Raw genomic sequence first — 15336 nt, 5'->3', positions numbered from 1 at the left:
TCGGCAACCGGAGTCGTTCATTCTTAGCACGCGACCCGCCATCGGTGAAATCGTTTACACGCTGGAAACGGTCACCTCTTGCGCAGTTTATCGATCTGGTGTTTCCTCGAACCCAGCCATTGCGAGTAATCGATTACATCCGAATGGGAGTGCCTCTGATGAGACGCCGCATACGCACCGCCGCCGCCGCGCTTCTGGCCGTCGCCCTCGTCGGCGCCTCCAGCGCATGCGGCAGCGACGACGCGAGCAGTAAGACCGCCGACGGACTGACCAAGGTCAACATGATCATGGAGTGGCCCGTCGCGGACGCCTTCTGGACACCCTTCCTGGTCGCGAAGGACAAGGGCTACTACAAGGACGCGGGACTGGACGTGACCATCACCCCACCGCCGACCGTCGCCGACACCATGAAGTTCCTCGGCACCGCCCAAGCCGACATGGCGTTCACCACCACACTCGACGTCCTGTTCGCCCGCGACCAGGACGCGCCCGTGGTCGCCACCGGCTCCTACGGCGGCAGCAACAACTGGGGCCTCATTGCGAAGGCGCCCTTCGACCTCCCGCAGGTCAAGGGAAAGACGGTCGGCATCTACAACGACGCCTGGTCGAAGGCTCAACTGTCGCTGATGCTGAACTCGGTGGGCCTCAAGCTATCCGACGTCAAACTGGTCACCGCTGCCGATGACACCGTGCCGTTGCTGCTGCAGGACAAGGTCGACGTCATCACCGGAGTCACCAACGCAGAATCCTCGGAGATCCGGTCCACCGGTGGGTTCGATCCCTTCTTCATGCCAGCCCGCGACCACGGCGCTCCCAACACCCCGATCTTCGTCGTGGCCGGAAACACCGAATGGCTCAAGAAGAATCCCGATCAAGCCCGCTCCTTCATGGCAGCCTCCATCAAGGGTCTCGACGATGCCGTCCAAAACCCCACTGCCGCACTCGAAGTCTTCAAGAAGATGTATCCCAGTGCCGACATGGGCTTCGTCACCGACGCGTGGAACACGACGGTCGGAATCCTCAAACCGCAGCAGCCCCCGTTCGTGCAGAGCGACCAGCAGTGGGAGGGACTGTTGAAGGCCGCGGTCGACCAGGGTCTGGTCAAGTCGGTTGGTGCTCCCAACACTTACTGGACCAACGACTACCTTCCGAAGTAGATCGTCCGTATTCGCACTGGGAGGACGGGACACGCATGACTGAGAACACCACCTCGCTGGTGATCCCTCCGGGGCTCACCGCTCAACCCCCAACGGGCTTGGTCACGGCACAGCTCCTTGCACGCGACGTCGCGGAAGCGGCCGCGAGTGCGGCGTGGCCCGGGATGACCGAAAAGGATCTGGCTCGGTGGGCAGAGGAGACCTTGCGCGCCGGGGGCTCCACCGGGCTGTGGACGATGGTCAACGTCGGATTCGGCGAGGGGAGCCTGAAGTGCTTCCCCACGGAGATGCCCAGTGACCGCATGCTGTGGAACATCGACTGCGGACACATCGACGTCCACCCCGTGGTCGACGGCTGGTGGGGAGACTGCACCCGCACCTTAGTCATCGGCGATCAACCCGACTACGTCGAAGCCAAGGCCAACATCCAGAACATTCACGACACCGTGCTCGCCGCCGCCTATCCGGGAATGCCGGCGAACGAACTCTGGGGCGTGTTCAACGACCTGATCACCGGTACGGGATGGAACCACATGGACCGGCTCGGGAACATCGGCCACTCGATCGGCCAAAACGTCTCCTACACACTGGGGTACATCGACCGGCACAACACCACGCCCATGTGGGGCGGCTGGGCCGTGGAGCCCTTCATCGGCAATCACGGTTACGGCGTCAAGGTCGAGGACGTCATCTGGTTCGGCACCGAGGGCTGCATCGTCATCCGCTAGCCACGTACGGCGGGCACCGACCTCGACCATGCTCATCACGACAGAAGGAAGCGACGAATCCGATGGCACACGTCTTGATCGCCGGCGAATCATGGACCACCACGTCCATTCACACGAAGGGCTTCGACTCCTTCACCACCGTGGCCTACCAGGAAGGCGTTCACGACTTCAAGGCGGCGCTGGAGAGCGCGGGTCATACGACCACGTTCATGCCCAATCACCAGGCAGCACAGTCGTTCCCCCATACGGTTGAGGAGCTCGGACAGTTCGACGTCGTGGTGCTCAGCGACATCGGGGCGAATACCCTGTTGCTGCCCAACGACGTGTTCCTCAGCGGCCAGGCTCGGCCCAACCGGCTGCGTTCCCTGCGTGACTGGGTCAAGGGCGGCGGCGCGCTGATGATGGTGGGTGGGTACCTGAGCTTCCAGGGAATCGAAGCCAAGGCCAACTACAAGAACTCCCTGCTGGCCGAAGCGCTGCCGGTGCTGATGGAAGACGGCGACGACCGCGAGGAATGCCCCGAGGGGGTCGTTCCGCAGCTGATCGGTGCCGAACACCCCTGCACTGCAGGCCTACCCGCGGCGTGGCCCGCGTTGTTGGGATTCCAGCGTCTGCGCGCCCGATCCGCTTCGGAGGTCCTCGTCCAAGTCAACGGTCAACCGCTTCTGACCGTCGGCACCTACGGTCTCGGCCGGTGCGCGGCCTTCGCCAGTGACATCGGCCCCCACTGGGCACCGACCACCTTCACCCAGTGGGACGGATTCGGCCAACTGTGGGGACAGACCGCAACGTGGTTGGCCAACGGGTCCGTCGTCCCCGGTGCCGAAACGCTCACCGCCGAAACGCTCGCCGGATGAGCCTCGTACTGAGCGGGGTGTCCCAGCGCTTCGGAAGCACCGAAGCACTCGCTCCAGTGGACGTCGAGGTCGCCTCCGGTGAGTTCGTCTCCATCGTCGGCCCGTCCGGGTGCGGCAAGTCCACGATCTTCAACATCGTCTCGGGCCTCCTCACGCCGACGACCGGTTCGGTGACGTTGGACGGCAAGCCGATCACCGGAAGGACCGGACACGTCGGATACATGCTGCAGAAGGACCTCCTGCTGCCCTGGCGCACCGTGCTCGACAACATCGTGCTGGGAGCGGACCTTCGAGGCCGCGCGAGCAGTCGGGAACGGCAACGCGCGGCAGACATGGCCGCACGGTACGGGCTCGGTGACTACCTCGACCACTATCCGCACGCGCTCTCCGGCGGTATGCGCCAAAGAGCCGCAGTGATGCGAACTCTCGCCCTCGACCATCCCGTCATGCTGCTCGACGAACCGTTTGGCGCCCTCGACAGCCACACCCGACTGTTGATGCAGCAGTGGCTGCTCGAGGTTTGGCGCGAGCAACGGAAGACCATCCTCTTCGTCACCCACGACATCGACGAAGCCCTGTTCCTCTCCGATCGGGTGATCGTCATGTCACCCCGCCCCGGCCGCGTCCAAGAAGTGGTCGCCGTCGACCTCCGACGCCCGCGCGACGTCCACCTCACCGCCGAGATTCCGTACACCAGCCTCAAGGGTCATCTCCTGGACCTCATCTACGGCCGGGCAGCATAGGAAGCGCACACGATGTCATCACCCAGGACAGCCAAGAACGCCCGCCTGATGACCGCCATCGCCATACCGCTGGTGAGTCTGATCGTCATCCTCGTGGTGTGGGATCTGGCCGTGCGCATCTTCGACATCGCGCCCTATGTGCTCCCCAGCCCGCAGCGCACCTTCGCGGCCCTTCAGGACGACTGGGAGACCCTCCGTGACGGTGCCGTCATCACCAGCAAGGAGTTCATCGTCGGCTTCCTCATCGGTGCCGTCGCAGGATTCGTCTTCGCCCTAGCCATGTCGTGGTCGAGACTCGTGCAGCGGCTGCTCTATCCCGTGCTGATCACCTCCCAGGCGGTCCCCATCATCGCGGTCGCCCCGGCGCTGGTGATCTGGATGGGATTCGGCCTGGCGCCAAAGTTGACGATCGTCGCGCTGATCGTGTTCTTCCCCGTCGTGGTCAACGTGCTCGACGGATTGGCCGCGGTGGACAAGGATCTCGTCGCGCTCGCCACCGCCATGGGCGGGACGAGGTGGCGGATCTTCCGGTCGGTCACGCTCCCCGCCACCCTCACTCCGCTGTTCTCCGCGTTGAAGATGACCGCGACGTTCGCCGTCACGGGCGCGGTGCTCGGCGAGTGGACTGCCAGCACGTCGGGTGGCCTCGGGGTGGCGCTGCTGGAGGCGCAGTCCCGACTCGACGTCGCCTCGGTCTTCGCGGCAATCGTGCTCCTGGTGATCTTGGGCTTGGCGGCGTTCGGGATCGTGGCCCTCGTCGAGGTGCTCCTCACGCCCTGGCGACGGTCACCCGTGGCGCCCACGTGGCGCACCTACTTCAGGAACCGATCACTGTCCGCCCCACCCGCATCGGCGCAGGTGGAGTCGCCGGCCGGCACGGAACTGGCCACTTCGTGATCAAAGTTGCCAGCGTCCAGACGAATCCGGTCATCAACGCCGTCGAGGACAACGTCACCGACATGGTGCGCGCCATCGAGGACCTCGCCGGCGCCGGCGTCCAGCTCGCCGTCTTCCCCGAGCTGGCCACCACCGGTTACATGTTCGACAGTCCCGCCGAAGCCCGCGCAGTGGCCGAGGAAGTGCCGAATGGGCCGACGGTGCAACGACTCCTGCGCGCTTGTGCCGACAACGACATGTACGTCGTCTTCGGCATCGCGGAGCTGGCCGGGGACGACATCTACAACTCGAGCGCGATCCTGGGTCCGGATGGACACATCGGCACCTACCGAAAGCTGCATCTCTGGGACAACGAGAACACCATGTTCACCCCGGGCGACCTCGGTCTGCCCGTCTTCTCGACTCCGTTGGGCAACATCGGAATCCTGATCTGCTACGACATCTGGTTCCCAGAAGCGGTTCGCGCACTGACACTCTCGGGGGCCGACCTGCTGTGCGTGCCCACCAACTGGGTACCGCTCGTGGCGGGCAACGGCGCGAACGACACCGCGATGGCCAACGTCCTGTGCATGGCGAATTCCCATTGCAACGGGCTGCCCATCGTGGCTGCAGACCGCTGCGGCGAAGAACGAGGACAGCTCTTCCTCGGCCGAAGCGTCATCACCAACGCGACCGGATGGCCGGCCGCCGGGCCAGGCCACGCCGATCGTGAGGACGTCCTGATCGCCGACGTCGACGTCGAGAGCTCAGCCAGCTCGCGTCAATGGGGCCAGTTCAACAACCCCCTCACCAACAGACGCCCCGACGTCTATCAGTGAGCGGACGTCCGCATCCCTGTGGCCAGACACAGCGGCTCGTCATACTCGTTTATTCGCCGACCCGGATGAGGACCTTGCCCGTCACCCCTGCCTCGACGGCGTCGTGTGCGGCCGCGGTCTCCTTCAGGTCGAAGAAGTGAAGCGGTAGGCCGGCGTCCTCGCCGACGCCCAAGGCACCGGCGGCGGCCGCGGCCGTGAGGTCTTCCCGGGCGTGGCGCAGCGCTTCCTCTCCAACGGTGTAGAGAATCAGGAATTGGTAGCGCGCGTTGACCATCATGTTGGCCCGGATGTCGAGTCCTAGCGTGTCGCCGCCGTTGTTGGCATAGATCGCGATCGAGGCCCGGTTCTTCGCGACGGCGGCGTCCAGCGCGGCATTCTGCGCGGGTGCGACCTCGACGATGACGTCGACGCCGTCGGGTGCGATGTCGCGGATGGCCGTTGCGGCGTCCCCGGCCTTGTAGTTGACGACGTGGTGCGCGCCGGCGGCAGTCGCCAGCGCCGCTTTGTCCGGTCCGCTGACCGTGGTGATCACCCGCGCACCCGCCCAACTGGCGAGCTGGATTGCGGCGTGGCCGACGGCTCCGGCGCCGCCGGCGACCAGCACCGTGGCGCCCTCCAGTGAGCCGGGGGCCAGCCGCGCCGGCCAGTCCTCGGCAACGGTCAACGCTCGATGAGCGGTCATCGCAGGAACACCGAGGCTGGCGCCAACCGCGAATCCAACGCCGTCGGGGAGCGGCACGACGTTGGTGGCCGGCAGCACCACGTATTCCTGGGCGGTGCCCCCCGGGCGCTGGTGCTGGGCCATGAAGACCCAGACCCGGTCGCCCACCGCAAACCCGGTGACGTCCGGACCGATGGCATCCACCACACCCGCGCCATCCTGATTGGGCACCAGCTCGGGGAACCCCAACGATTGGCCTGACGCGCCGCTGCGGCGCTTCCAATCGGTCGGGTTGACGCCCGACAGCACCACGCGCACTCGCACGTCGCCGGCGCCCGGTTCGTCGACGTCGCGGTCGGTCAGTTGCAGGACGGAGCTGTCGCCCGTTCGGGCGTAGGTGATGGCTTTCACCTCACCAGCCAACGCGGAGCGGCCCGCGCCGTATTCCGGCTTGGCGCTATGCGTGATCAGGCGTATCCGGTCGATGGTGGGCGACGCGGTCACCCCCTGAGCGCTTGGCCCGGTACATCGCATCGTCGGCATCGTCGATCAGTGCGGTCAGCGAACGTTCGACGAGCGGGCCGGCGCACATGGTGTCGAGCGCGGCCGTGGCGGTACCGACGCTCGCGGTGACACCCATCGGGAGGTTGGCAATGGCCTGCCGAATTCGGTGAGCTGTCGGCGAGTCCGGCTCCTCGGAAACCACCGCAATCACGAATTCCTCACCACCAAGGCGGCCGAGCGCCGATTCACGAGGGCAGCTGCGCTGCATCGCACGGGCAACCAACATGAGCGCCCGGTCGCCGGCGGCGTGTCCATGACGGTCGTTGAGTGCCTTGAACTTGTCGAGGTCGACCATGATGACCACTACGTGTCCGCCGGCGGCGGCCCCGCGGTGACCGTCGAGAAGGGTCGCGACTTCACGAAAGAACGCCCGCCGGTTGAGCAGACCCGTCAACGGGTCACGCTCTGCGACGGCCAAGTCCATCCCGAGCGCCCGCAACAACGACTGCACCGCCAAGGGAACGGCGACGTTCAATGCGGTCAAGACGATCAACGCGCTCACTGCGAGCGCCACGTCGCCGCTCGACTCGACGATGCGCATCGCAAGCACGGCCGCGACACCGGCGCCAGCGGCGAGATTGACGAGCATGTAGCCGGCGGTGTGGAAGATGGAGATGTAGGTGGTCAGTACCGCGAAGGCGGTACACCCCAGCAAACCGATCAGCGGCTGAGGCTGAAACAGGCACATCGTGGCCACGCTGCCGGTGCAGATCATCGAGAACATCTTCGACTGAACCCGTGAAGGTCGACGGGTGCGACGCAATGTCCAGGCGATGGCCATGGCGACGATGAGAATGGCGACGATGAGCGCGGCCACTGCGGCTGATCGGCTGCGAGGCCCCGCCGGGCTGGCGATCATGAGGATCGGCACGACACCTAGGCAACCGATGACAGCGGCCGCTGCGCCACGATAGGCCGAAAGTATGCCCCTGTGGTCGAGGTAAGCCACCATCCACTCGTAATGGTCTGGCTGCGACCACCATCGTCGTATCGCGCGCACCCTGGCACCCCCCGTTTCCCTTGTGGGGTCACCGCCAAATCCGGAGTCAGCCTTGTTTGCTGACTCTAGCAGCGGCCGGCCCGGCGAGTGTTGACCTTGCCGTAGGGGGAGACTGCAGGATGGTCTCGCCGCTAGAAAGCGCCAAGACGCAAGGAGGATGCCATGGGCGCACGGGTCTCGATCGGTGACTTCGCCGTGATGACCAGCCTGAGCAGAAAGGCGTTACGTCATTACCACGACCTCGGCATTCTCGAACCAGCGCACGTCGACTCCCACACCGGCTACCGCTTCTACGACACCAGCCAGGTCGACCACGCCCACATCATTCGGCGATTTCGCTCTCTGGGCATGTCCATTCCCGACATCAAGGCGCTGCTGAGCACTGAAGACGCCGCAGCTCGCACCGAGATCATCACGACTCATCTCGAGCAGATGGAGGAGCAGCTGCAACGAACGCGTGAGACCGTCGGCGCGCTGCGCGAATTGCTGTCTCCCGTCGACGTCCCCGCTCACGTCGAGGTGCGCCACGCGCCAGCGCTCGCCGTCTGGTCGGTCAGTGCCGTCATCGACGTTTCCGAGATCGACAGCTGGTTCGCGGCGACGATGAACACTTTGTGCGACGCAGCTACCGCGGTCACCGAAGCACCTCCCGCGTTTGCGCTGGGCGGTCTCTACGACCGGTCGTTGTTCCTCGAATCCCGCGGCATGGCAACCCTCTTCGTCCCAGTGCCACGGAGTGCACGCCCACCGGAGGGCGTTCGGGCCGACGTCCTGCCTCAGGCCGAGTTCGCGGTGCTCACCCACCCCGGTGGCCACGAAGGCATCGACCGCAGCTACGCGGCTCTGGGCCGATACGTCAACGAGAATCTGATCAGCCACCAGGGCCCAATCCGCGAGCACTACCAGGGTTCCCCCACGGATCCGACGACGTTCACGTCCACGGAGATTTGCTGGCCGATCTTCAGCACCACCGCACCGCCGGCCTGAAAGTAGTTCTCGCGCACCATCCGCGATGTCGGCGGCAGACCATCCCGCATCATTCGCTGGTGCGCCAAACTTCTCGTGCACGTCAGGAATCGCGACGTGCCGGCCGCGGCGATAGTGATCGGCGCCCTCGGAGACAACACACTCACACTGGCCGGCGACAAGACGCTGGGGGCGCACCCCTACCTGACCGTTCCCGACCATACTCGTCATGCACGAGAACTGTTGGGCAGCAATGCGTTTCTCGCACCCGAGCACGAGGTCGTGCTGACCGAGAACGACGATACGGCGCGAAGCATCGGCCGCCCGGCCGTCGAGACGCCCTACCTGGGCTTGCGCAACTACACCAACAACCTGATGCGGCATGGGTTCTCCGAGGGTGACATCCGCGGATCGGGCAGCGACACCCTCATCGACGCCCTGGTCGCTCACGGTTCCCCGGAGGCGATCTACGCCCAGATCGACGAGCACCTCATCGCGGGCGCCAATCACGTCGGCATTCAGGTCTTCACAGTGGACCCCACCGCCTAGCCCGTGCAGGCCTTCCGAGCCCTGGCAGAGCACCGGCCCGTTCATCGAGGCGTACCAAGACGGACAACTTGACCGACTGGTCATCTTATCTCTACGCTCGCCCTATCATGACCGTGCGGTCATTTTGTTGGATCTCCCGTCGGTAGAAGGAACCTCATGAAGCTCAACGGCGCCACCGCTCTCGTCACCGGCGCGAACCGAGGGATCGGTGCTCAGTTCGCACTGGACCTCCTCGCGCGCGGTGCGAAGGTCTACGCCACTGCGCGACGACCCGAGCTGGTGGACGTGCCCGGCGCCGAGGTGCTGCCACTGGACATCACCGACGACGCCTCCGTCGCAGCCGCCGCCGAACTGGCTGGTGACGTCGACGTGCTGATCAACAACGCCGCCGACACCGCCGGCGGCAGCCTGGTGACCGGCGACCTCCGTGCGATCCGCTCGACGATGGAATCGAACTACTTCGGCACATTGGCGATGATCCGGGCGTTCGCGCCGATTCTGGCCCGCAACGGTGGCGGAGCCATCCTCAACGTCCTGTCGGCCGTGGCGTGGACGACGGTCGAGGGCAACACCGCCTACGCCGCAGCCAAGTCTGCCCAGTGGGGGCTGACCAACGGAGTGCGGCTGGAGTTGGCGGGCCAAGGTACTCAGGTCACCGCCCTGGTTCCGGGTCCGGTGGGTACCGACACGCTCTACGCGTTCGCCGAGCGGGAGGGCATCGAGATCGCGCCCGATGCGGTGATCGCCCCTGCCGACATCGTCGCCTTGGCGCTCGACGGTCTCGAAGCCGGCGACGTCGAGGTCCTCGATCCCGCCGGGGTGAGTGCCAAGGCGACGCTGAGCGGGCCGCCGCAGATCTTCCCCCTCTCGAGGTGAACGCGGGCGGCCGGTGGGCTCACGGAATGCTCGGTGCCGGCTGCGGCAAGGGGTGGGCGCCCTGCGGGCGTAGACCGTCGAAGATGAGTGCGAGATAGCGACGCCAGAGGTCCGGTGGTGGATCCGCGAGGTTGTCCACCACGTGAATGGGTGCGCACATCAGCAGGAAGACGTCGGCACCGGTGACGTCGTCGCGCACGGTGCCCTCCTGTCGTGCCGCGGCGACGAGTAGGTCGACGCAGGCCAACAACTCGTCGCGTAGCTCGGTGACCCGTGAGTCGCCTTCGCTGACCGATTGGAGGAACGTCAGATCATGCTGCCGGCGCTGATCGGCGGCGACGGTCAGGAACTCCAGGAGCGCCGCACCGGAATCTGGCGAATTCAATTGCCGCCGTGCCTCGTTGATCAACGCGGCGACATGGCCGCCGACGATGGATGCGATCAAGTCTTCCTTCGTCGGGAAGTGCCGAAAGACGGTCCCCTTCGCGACGCCGGCCCGCCGCGCGATGTCGGCCACCGATGCCGCAGAACCCCGCTCGGTGAACTCCGCCTCCGCCGCAGCGAGGAGCAACTCGCGGTTGCGGGTCGCGTCCGCGCGCAGCGGGCGCATGGTGGACGGCACCGATGAATTCTAGCAAGTCAACCGAGCGGTCATCTTAGGTCGCTCGTGGGGTCGCCTCTCCTACGCCCTATTGCCGGTGTTCACACGCTGTGTCCACCATGCCGCCGTCGATTATCCCGGGGCCTACCGCGTTCGCCCGGATGTCATTGCGGCCCTCTTCGGTCGCCATCTGGCGAATCATCATGGCTACAGCTGATTTTGGCACTGCCGACATGGTGTTGGTGGGCACCGTCCGCGTGGTGGAGGATGCGACCACCGCGACGACGGAGCCGCCTCCACCTGAACGCAGAGCCGGGACAGTCGATTTGGCGACGTTGAACAAACCTACGACTTCGGCGCGTAGTACGTCGACGAAGTCGTCCGTGCTGAGATCGGCGAGCGGGCCCGTACTGAAGTGTCTGCGGCTAACTGCTCGGCCTCCGATCGTCGTGACCCGTAGGTGAGTACGACGTTGCATCCACGCTGGACCAGCAGCGCCGCGCTTGCCGCACCAATTCCGCCGGAACCGCCAAAGACCAGCGCGCAGCCGACCTCGGGAAAGTCGGTGCCGAGCGGCGGGAAGGTAGTCATTGCCTTGTCCTTTCGTCTTGGCTACGGCGTGAGGACGATGCGGCCGAAGACCTGTCCGGCATCCATCAGGCGGTGCGCGTCCGCGGCCCGGTCCAGCGGCAGCACGTCCTGCACCACCGCACTGAGTCCACCGCGGGTCACGGCGACGAACTGCTCCCGCCTGACGCGGTTCGTGGCATCGGCCGGGACGGTGTCGAGACTGAAGGTGGCCAACGAGCGCGACAACTGAAAGCCTCGTAACAACCGCGATCCGACGTCCGACGGCACCGGGCCGGCGACCATGCCTGCGAGGACCATTCGGCCATTCGGGGCCAGTCGATCGATGAACGCCGGTACCAGGGCACCTCCGATGACGTCGACGATTACGTCGAAGCTCTCCGGCGCAGACGCGTCACCGTTGCCTGCGCGATCCAGGACGTGTGTCGCGCCGAACTCGCGGAGCCTGGTACCGCGTTCCGTCGAGGACGTGGTCACCGCGATGATCTGAGCCCCGGCGCGGGCAGCTAGTTCTACCGTCGCGATGCCGATGCTGCCTGCTGCGCCGCGTACCAGCACGGCGTCAGCCGACCCGAAATGCGCGTGCGACAAGGCGAAGTGGGCGACGGGGCCAGCACTTCCTATTGCCACCGCGTCGGTGAATGTCAGGTCATCGGGGATGGGCACGATGTCACCAACCCGTGCCTTGGCGACTTCGGTGTAGCCGCCGCCCACTCCGGTGAACGCCCAGACGCGGCGGCCGATCCACGACTCGTCCACGTCTGCACCGACGGCTGCCACCACCCCGGCAACTTCGCTGCCGGGGATGAGACCAACGGGCATCGGATGCATGTCTGCCACCGTTCCGCGGCGGATCATCGCGTCGACTCCACCGACACCAATCGCGCCGGTTTCGATGATCACCTGGCCTCGCTCGGCGATGGGACACGGTGCCTCGATCATCGCCATGCCGGTCGGATCGCCGAACCGTTGGATGGCTACTGCTCGCACTTCGATTCCTCTCGCTGGCGGGTACCGTCGGAGGCTAGTGGACGCCCCCGTCCACTTGCGCGAAGTGAGAGACAGGATCGGTGAGATGCCTCAAGTGTTGCGATCCGACGCACGAGACAACCGCGATCGAGTCCTCCTGGTGGCGCGCGAGTTGTTCGCCGAACGCGGACTCGACGTCACCATGCGGGAAGTCGCGCGCCGAGCTGAAGTGGGACCCGCCACCCTTTACCGACGATTTCCCACCAAGGTCGACCTGGTCGAAGCGGCGTTCGCCGACGAGGCGCGACTGTGCGAAACCATCGTCGACGACGGCTGCGCCGACAGCGATCCGTGGCGCGGATTCTGCTCGGTCATCGAGGGGCTCAGTGTGCTCAACGGCCGCAATCAGGGCTTCATGGACGCATTCACATTGGCCAATTCCGAGCCCGCCGGCTACGCGGATCGCCGCCGAGCCGCGCTAAGGGCACTGGCGGCGCTGGGCCGCCGCGCGCAGGCCGCCGGTGCGCTTCGTCGGGACTTCACCATCGACGACCTGGTCCTCGTGCTGCTGGCTGGGCGCGCGCTGGGCTCCCTGCCGCAAGCCAAGCGGGAGGCGGCAACGCGGCGCTTCGCTGCCCTGGCCATCGACGCCTTCCGCGCGTGAGCCGTTTGCCCCGGAGGATGGATCACGGAGCCCCGAGGTCACCAGTCAAGGGAAAGCTACGGGAATCCGAGCCCCCTTCGTTCAGCATGCCACCGCGGTATTCCTTCAGGTAGGCGGCATGCCAGCGTGGCCAGTCGAGGTAGACCTCACCAGCCCCGGCCCGGTAGGCGCGATATGAACCCCGCGACGTTCGCAGTGAGCGGCGCGCCTCACGGGCGGCCCGCGCGGCCGCATGCAGAGCGACGCGCTCTTGGGGCGCTGTGAGCGGAACCGGAGGGTCCCGAAGGATACGCCAGCGTGAGAACACGTCAACGAGCGTAATGGCAGCTTGGCGGTCGTGTCGCTGCCATCGGCCGCCAAGGGGGCCGAGTCAGTGCCCCCCTTGACTGCGATCACCGTTCGACACTGAGTCGGCACGATCTGAACACGCAGAAAGGCGTCCGCCATGACCACAGCGCACGACGTCGACGTCCACCACGGTCGGGCGTGGGTCGACGCCGCCGAGTCGGTTCGCATCGGCTACACCGTCGCCACGCCACCCGAGCCGACGAAGACGGTCGTACTCCTGCACGGGGCGCCTCAGACCCGCTATGAGTGGCGCAAGGTGATGATGCCGCTCGCGGCTGCCGGCTACCGCGTGGTCATGCCCGACTACCGCGGTGCAGGCGCGTCAGACAAACCCCGTGACGGCTACGACAAGTGGACCATGGCTGGCGACATCCACACCCTCGTGCGCGAGGTGCTGGGAGTCGAGGAGCCCGTGTCGCTCGTCGGCCATGACCTCGGTTCGACAGTGGCCCTCGGCTTCGCCCTGCGCTACCGCGCCGACGTCGTCAGCGCCACATTCATGGAGGCTCCGCTGCCCGGCACGGACTACTACCGACGGCGGATGGCTCAGAAGTCGGCGTGGCAGTTCTCCTTTCACGCCAACCCGGACGTCGCCGTGTATCTCGTGCACGGACGCGAACGCTGGTACGTCAACCGATTCTTCGACGAATTGACCTACCAACCGGATGCGATCTCCAACGGAGACCTAAACGTCTACGCTCGCGCGTACGAAGCCCCAGGTGCCATCCGCGCAATGTGCGAGGTCTACCGGGAACTCGACCGCGACGCCGAAGACAATCGCACCGCCCTGCGAGAGCACGGCAAGCTCACCGTCCCCGTGCTGGCTTCCGGAGGTGCCGCCAATCCTCTCGCGACGAACTTCCTGGACATGTGCGAAGAGGTCGCCGATTCGGCGACGGGCCAACTCGTCCCGGACTGCGGCCACTGGGTGGCCGAGGAGCAGCCTGCGTACTTCACGAAGATGTTCTGCGACTTCGACGCGGCCGCTCGGGTGCGATAGTCCTGCCGGTCCTGGGGGGGTGCATTGCTCCCCCGTAGGTCGCCAAATGCCGCTTAGCGTGGTTTGCAGTGGCGCACGTCGGACCGGTAGCACGACGGTTCACGGGGCCATGTCGGAAGCCGAGAAGTGGAGGTATCAGAAGATGACGAACGTAATCCCGCAGACCATCGACATTGCCGAGTCGACCCCAAAGTCCCTCTGGCAGAACAGATCGGTGAGTTCAAGGCCCTTCAGGACGAGGGCAAGATCCGCGAGATCCGCATGTCGCAGTGCACTCCTGCGCAACTCGGCGAGGCCCGACAGATTGCCGACATCGTGAGTGTCCAGAGCCGGTTCAACGTCATCGACCGCAGCGCACGCATCTCGAAGTGAATGTGGCGGCTGCCCAACTGCGGTTGACCACGGAGCAAGTCGACCGGCTCACCGCGGCGACGCACTGAGCGATCTTGAAGGCGGTTTGAGTGACACCGCCTGTGGCACAGCAGGTTTGACGCTACAGTGACACCGACGACTCGGTCAGAGTCTCCAGCAGCGCGACGGCGTCGGGGAAGGGCCCGCCGTCGAGTGCGCAGTACACGAACAGTCGCTGGTCGGGGGCGTCCGCTAGCTCGAGCGCCTCGAAGTGGAGACGCAGTTCGCCGAGTTGTGGGTGATGAAAGAGTTTGTCTTCGCCGGTGCGCGGGCGAACGTGGTGTGTCGCCCACAGCTCGGTGAATACCGAACTCTGAGCTGACAGTTCGTCCACCACCTCGGTAATGCGGTCGTCGCCCGGGAATGCCGTCAGACCCCACCGGAGGTTGCCGACCGTCTGTGTGGCCACGTGGTGCCAGTTGGGGTAGAAACTCTGGGCGGCGGGGTCGAGGAACACCATGCGGGCGAGGTTGTCGGTGTCGTCGAACCCGCTGTACAGCGCGCGTCCGGTCGCGTTGATGGCGAGGATGTTGAGGCCGAGGTCGACGGCGAACGCCGGCACGCGCAGACCATGGTCGAGAAGGAGCTGGACGCCCACGGAGGCGGCGGTGGTCGCGCGCGCCGGCGCCACGAGGGGGGCCGGATGGACGAGGGAGATGAGGTACGCGGTCGCGTGCGGGTCCAGGCGCAACGCGCGGGCGAGCGCCCGAAGCACCTGTAGCGACGGGCGATGTTCACGACCTTGTTCGAGCCGTCGGTAGTAATCGGTGCTCAACCCGGCGAGGAGTGCCAGCTCCTCCCGACGAAGTCCTTGAACCCGCCGTCCGGCGCCAGGTACGAGGCCGGCGTCTTGCGGGGTCAACGCGTGCCGCCTTGCCCTCAAGAAGGACGACAGCTCTGCTGCGCGATGTGTCGTGGCGCTGTCCATGACGGACATCA

General features: G+C 65.8%; 19 protein-coding genes. 12 read left to right on the top strand and 7 right to left on the bottom strand.

Features of this window, described 5'->3' with window-relative positions; translation table 11 throughout:
• Positions 1 to 158 precede the first annotated feature (158 nt).
• The 6 genes from H7K45_RS08165 to H7K45_RS08140 all read left to right on the top strand — a co-directional run bounded on the left by H7K45_RS08165 (position 159) and on the right by H7K45_RS08140 (position 5200).
• Positions 159 to 1157 (top strand): ABC transporter substrate-binding protein, encoded by a 999-nt coding sequence (locus H7K45_RS08165; protein ID WP_263995285.1) that lies wholly within the window; start codon positions 159 to 161, stop codon positions 1155 to 1157.
• Positions 1158 to 1192: 35 nt separating this feature from the next.
• A complete protein-coding gene (locus H7K45_RS08160) occupies positions 1193 to 1885 on the top strand; it encodes a M24 family metallopeptidase (protein ID WP_263995284.1) in 693 nt (230 codons plus the stop codon).
• A 62-nt stretch (positions 1886 to 1947) separates the two neighbouring features.
• Positions 1948 to 2742, top strand: coding sequence for a glutamine amidotransferase (locus H7K45_RS08155; RefSeq protein WP_263995283.1), 795 nt, complete (start codon positions 1948 to 1950; stop codon positions 2740 to 2742).
• Positions 2739 to 3485 carry an ABC transporter ATP-binding protein gene (locus tag H7K45_RS08150; protein WP_263995282.1) on the top strand — a complete coding sequence of 249 codons (747 nt, stop codon included), beginning with the start codon at positions 2739 to 2741 and terminating at the stop codon, positions 3483 to 3485. The genes H7K45_RS08155 and H7K45_RS08150 overlap by 4 nt, the downstream gene beginning before the upstream one ends.
• Positions 3486 to 3497: 12 nt before the next feature.
• Positions 3498 to 4382: an ABC transporter permease gene (locus H7K45_RS08145; protein WP_263995281.1), complete on the top strand. Its 885-nt coding sequence runs from the start codon at positions 3498 to 3500 to the stop codon at positions 4380 to 4382.
• The gene (locus tag H7K45_RS08140; RefSeq protein WP_263995280.1) at positions 4379 to 5200 is read left to right on the top strand and encodes a nitrilase family protein; all 822 of its coding nucleotides are present in this window, start codon (positions 4379 to 4381) and stop codon (positions 5198 to 5200) included. Before H7K45_RS08145 ends, H7K45_RS08140 begins: the two co-directional genes overlap by 4 nt.
• Positions 5201 to 5249: 49 nt before the next feature.
• On the opposite strand, the gene H7K45_RS08135 is transcribed toward H7K45_RS08140, so the two are convergent.
• A complete protein-coding gene (locus H7K45_RS08135) occupies positions 5250 to 6272 on the bottom strand; it encodes an NADPH:quinone reductase (protein WP_263995645.1) in 1023 nt (340 codons plus the stop codon).
• A gap of 46 nt (positions 6273 to 6318) precedes the next feature.
• On the bottom strand, positions 6319 to 7296 hold the full coding sequence (locus tag H7K45_RS31455; protein ID WP_263995279.1) for a GGDEF domain-containing protein: 978 nt from the start codon (positions 7294 to 7296) through the stop codon (positions 6319 to 6321).
• 291 nt (positions 7297 to 7587) lie between these two features.
• On the opposite strand from H7K45_RS31455, the gene H7K45_RS08125 reads away from it, so the two are divergent.
• From H7K45_RS08125 to H7K45_RS08115, 3 genes are all read left to right on the top strand, one after another.
• Positions 7588 to 8412 carry a MerR family transcriptional regulator gene (locus H7K45_RS08125; protein WP_263995278.1) on the top strand — a complete coding sequence of 275 codons (825 nt, stop codon included), beginning with the start codon at positions 7588 to 7590 and terminating at the stop codon, positions 8410 to 8412.
• Between the two features lie 96 nt (positions 8413 to 8508).
• The gene (locus H7K45_RS08120; protein WP_263995277.1) at positions 8509 to 8940 is read left to right on the top strand and encodes an LLM class oxidoreductase; all 432 of its coding nucleotides are present in this window, start codon (positions 8509 to 8511) and stop codon (positions 8938 to 8940) included.
• Positions 8941 to 9096: 156 nt separating this feature from the next.
• Entirely contained in the window at positions 9097 to 9816 is a 720-nt protein-coding gene (locus H7K45_RS08115; protein WP_263995276.1) for an SDR family NAD(P)-dependent oxidoreductase, read from the top strand.
• Positions 9817 to 9835: 19 nt separating this feature from the next.
• Here the strand turns inward: H7K45_RS08115 and H7K45_RS08110 are convergent, their stop codons facing one another.
• The 4 genes from H7K45_RS08110 to H7K45_RS08100 all read right to left on the bottom strand — a co-directional run bounded on the left by H7K45_RS08110 (position 9836) and on the right by H7K45_RS08100 (position 11995).
• Positions 9836 to 10426 (bottom strand): TetR/AcrR family transcriptional regulator, encoded by a 591-nt coding sequence (locus H7K45_RS08110; RefSeq protein WP_276069785.1) that lies wholly within the window; start codon positions 10424 to 10426, stop codon positions 9836 to 9838.
• A gap of 79 nt (positions 10427 to 10505) precedes the next feature.
• Entirely contained in the window at positions 10506 to 10862 is a 357-nt protein-coding gene (locus H7K45_RS31665) for an SDR family oxidoreductase (protein ID WP_372512524.1), read from the bottom strand.
• Positions 10763 to 11008 carry a hypothetical protein gene (locus tag H7K45_RS08105; protein ID WP_263995274.1) on the bottom strand — a complete coding sequence of 82 codons (246 nt, stop codon included), beginning with the start codon at positions 11006 to 11008 and terminating at the stop codon, positions 10763 to 10765. The genes H7K45_RS31665 and H7K45_RS08105 overlap by 100 nt, the downstream gene beginning before the upstream one ends.
• 21 nt (positions 11009 to 11029) lie before the next feature.
• The gene (locus tag H7K45_RS08100; RefSeq protein ID WP_263995273.1) at positions 11030 to 11995 is read right to left on the bottom strand and encodes a zinc-binding dehydrogenase; all 966 of its coding nucleotides are present in this window, start codon (positions 11993 to 11995) and stop codon (positions 11030 to 11032) included.
• Between the two features lie 85 nt (positions 11996 to 12080).
• Between H7K45_RS08100 and H7K45_RS08095 the strand changes: the two genes are divergently transcribed.
• The 3 genes from H7K45_RS08095 (at position 12081) to H7K45_RS08085 (ending at position 14358) form a co-directional block, all read left to right on the top strand.
• Positions 12081 to 12638, top strand: coding sequence for a TetR/AcrR family transcriptional regulator (locus H7K45_RS08095; RefSeq protein ID WP_263995272.1), 558 nt, complete (start codon positions 12081 to 12083; stop codon positions 12636 to 12638).
• A 445-nt stretch (positions 12639 to 13083) separates the two neighbouring features.
• Entirely contained in the window at positions 13084 to 13986 is a 903-nt protein-coding gene (locus tag H7K45_RS08090; RefSeq protein WP_263995271.1) for an alpha/beta fold hydrolase, read from the top strand.
• 126 nt (positions 13987 to 14112) lie between these two features.
• Positions 14113 to 14358 carry an aldo/keto reductase gene (locus H7K45_RS08085; RefSeq protein ID WP_263995270.1) on the top strand — a complete coding sequence of 82 codons (246 nt, stop codon included), beginning with the start codon at positions 14113 to 14115 and terminating at the stop codon, positions 14356 to 14358.
• 121 nt (positions 14359 to 14479) lie between these two features.
• Here H7K45_RS08085 and H7K45_RS08080 read toward each other — a convergent pair whose 3' ends face one another.
• Positions 14480 to 15325 carry a helix-turn-helix domain-containing protein gene (locus tag H7K45_RS08080; RefSeq protein ID WP_263995269.1) on the bottom strand — a complete coding sequence of 282 codons (846 nt, stop codon included), beginning with the start codon at positions 15323 to 15325 and terminating at the stop codon, positions 14480 to 14482.
• Between the last annotated feature and the right edge of the window lie 11 nt (positions 15326 to 15336).

This window comes from Mycobacterium yunnanensis (assembly GCF_025823185.1).
Classification (GTDB): Bacteria; Actinomycetota; Actinomycetes; order Mycobacteriales; family Mycobacteriaceae; genus Mycobacterium; species Mycobacterium yunnanensis.
The sequence above is the reverse complement of the archived record's forward strand: the minus strand, read 5'-3'. Positions and strand labels throughout refer to the sequence as shown.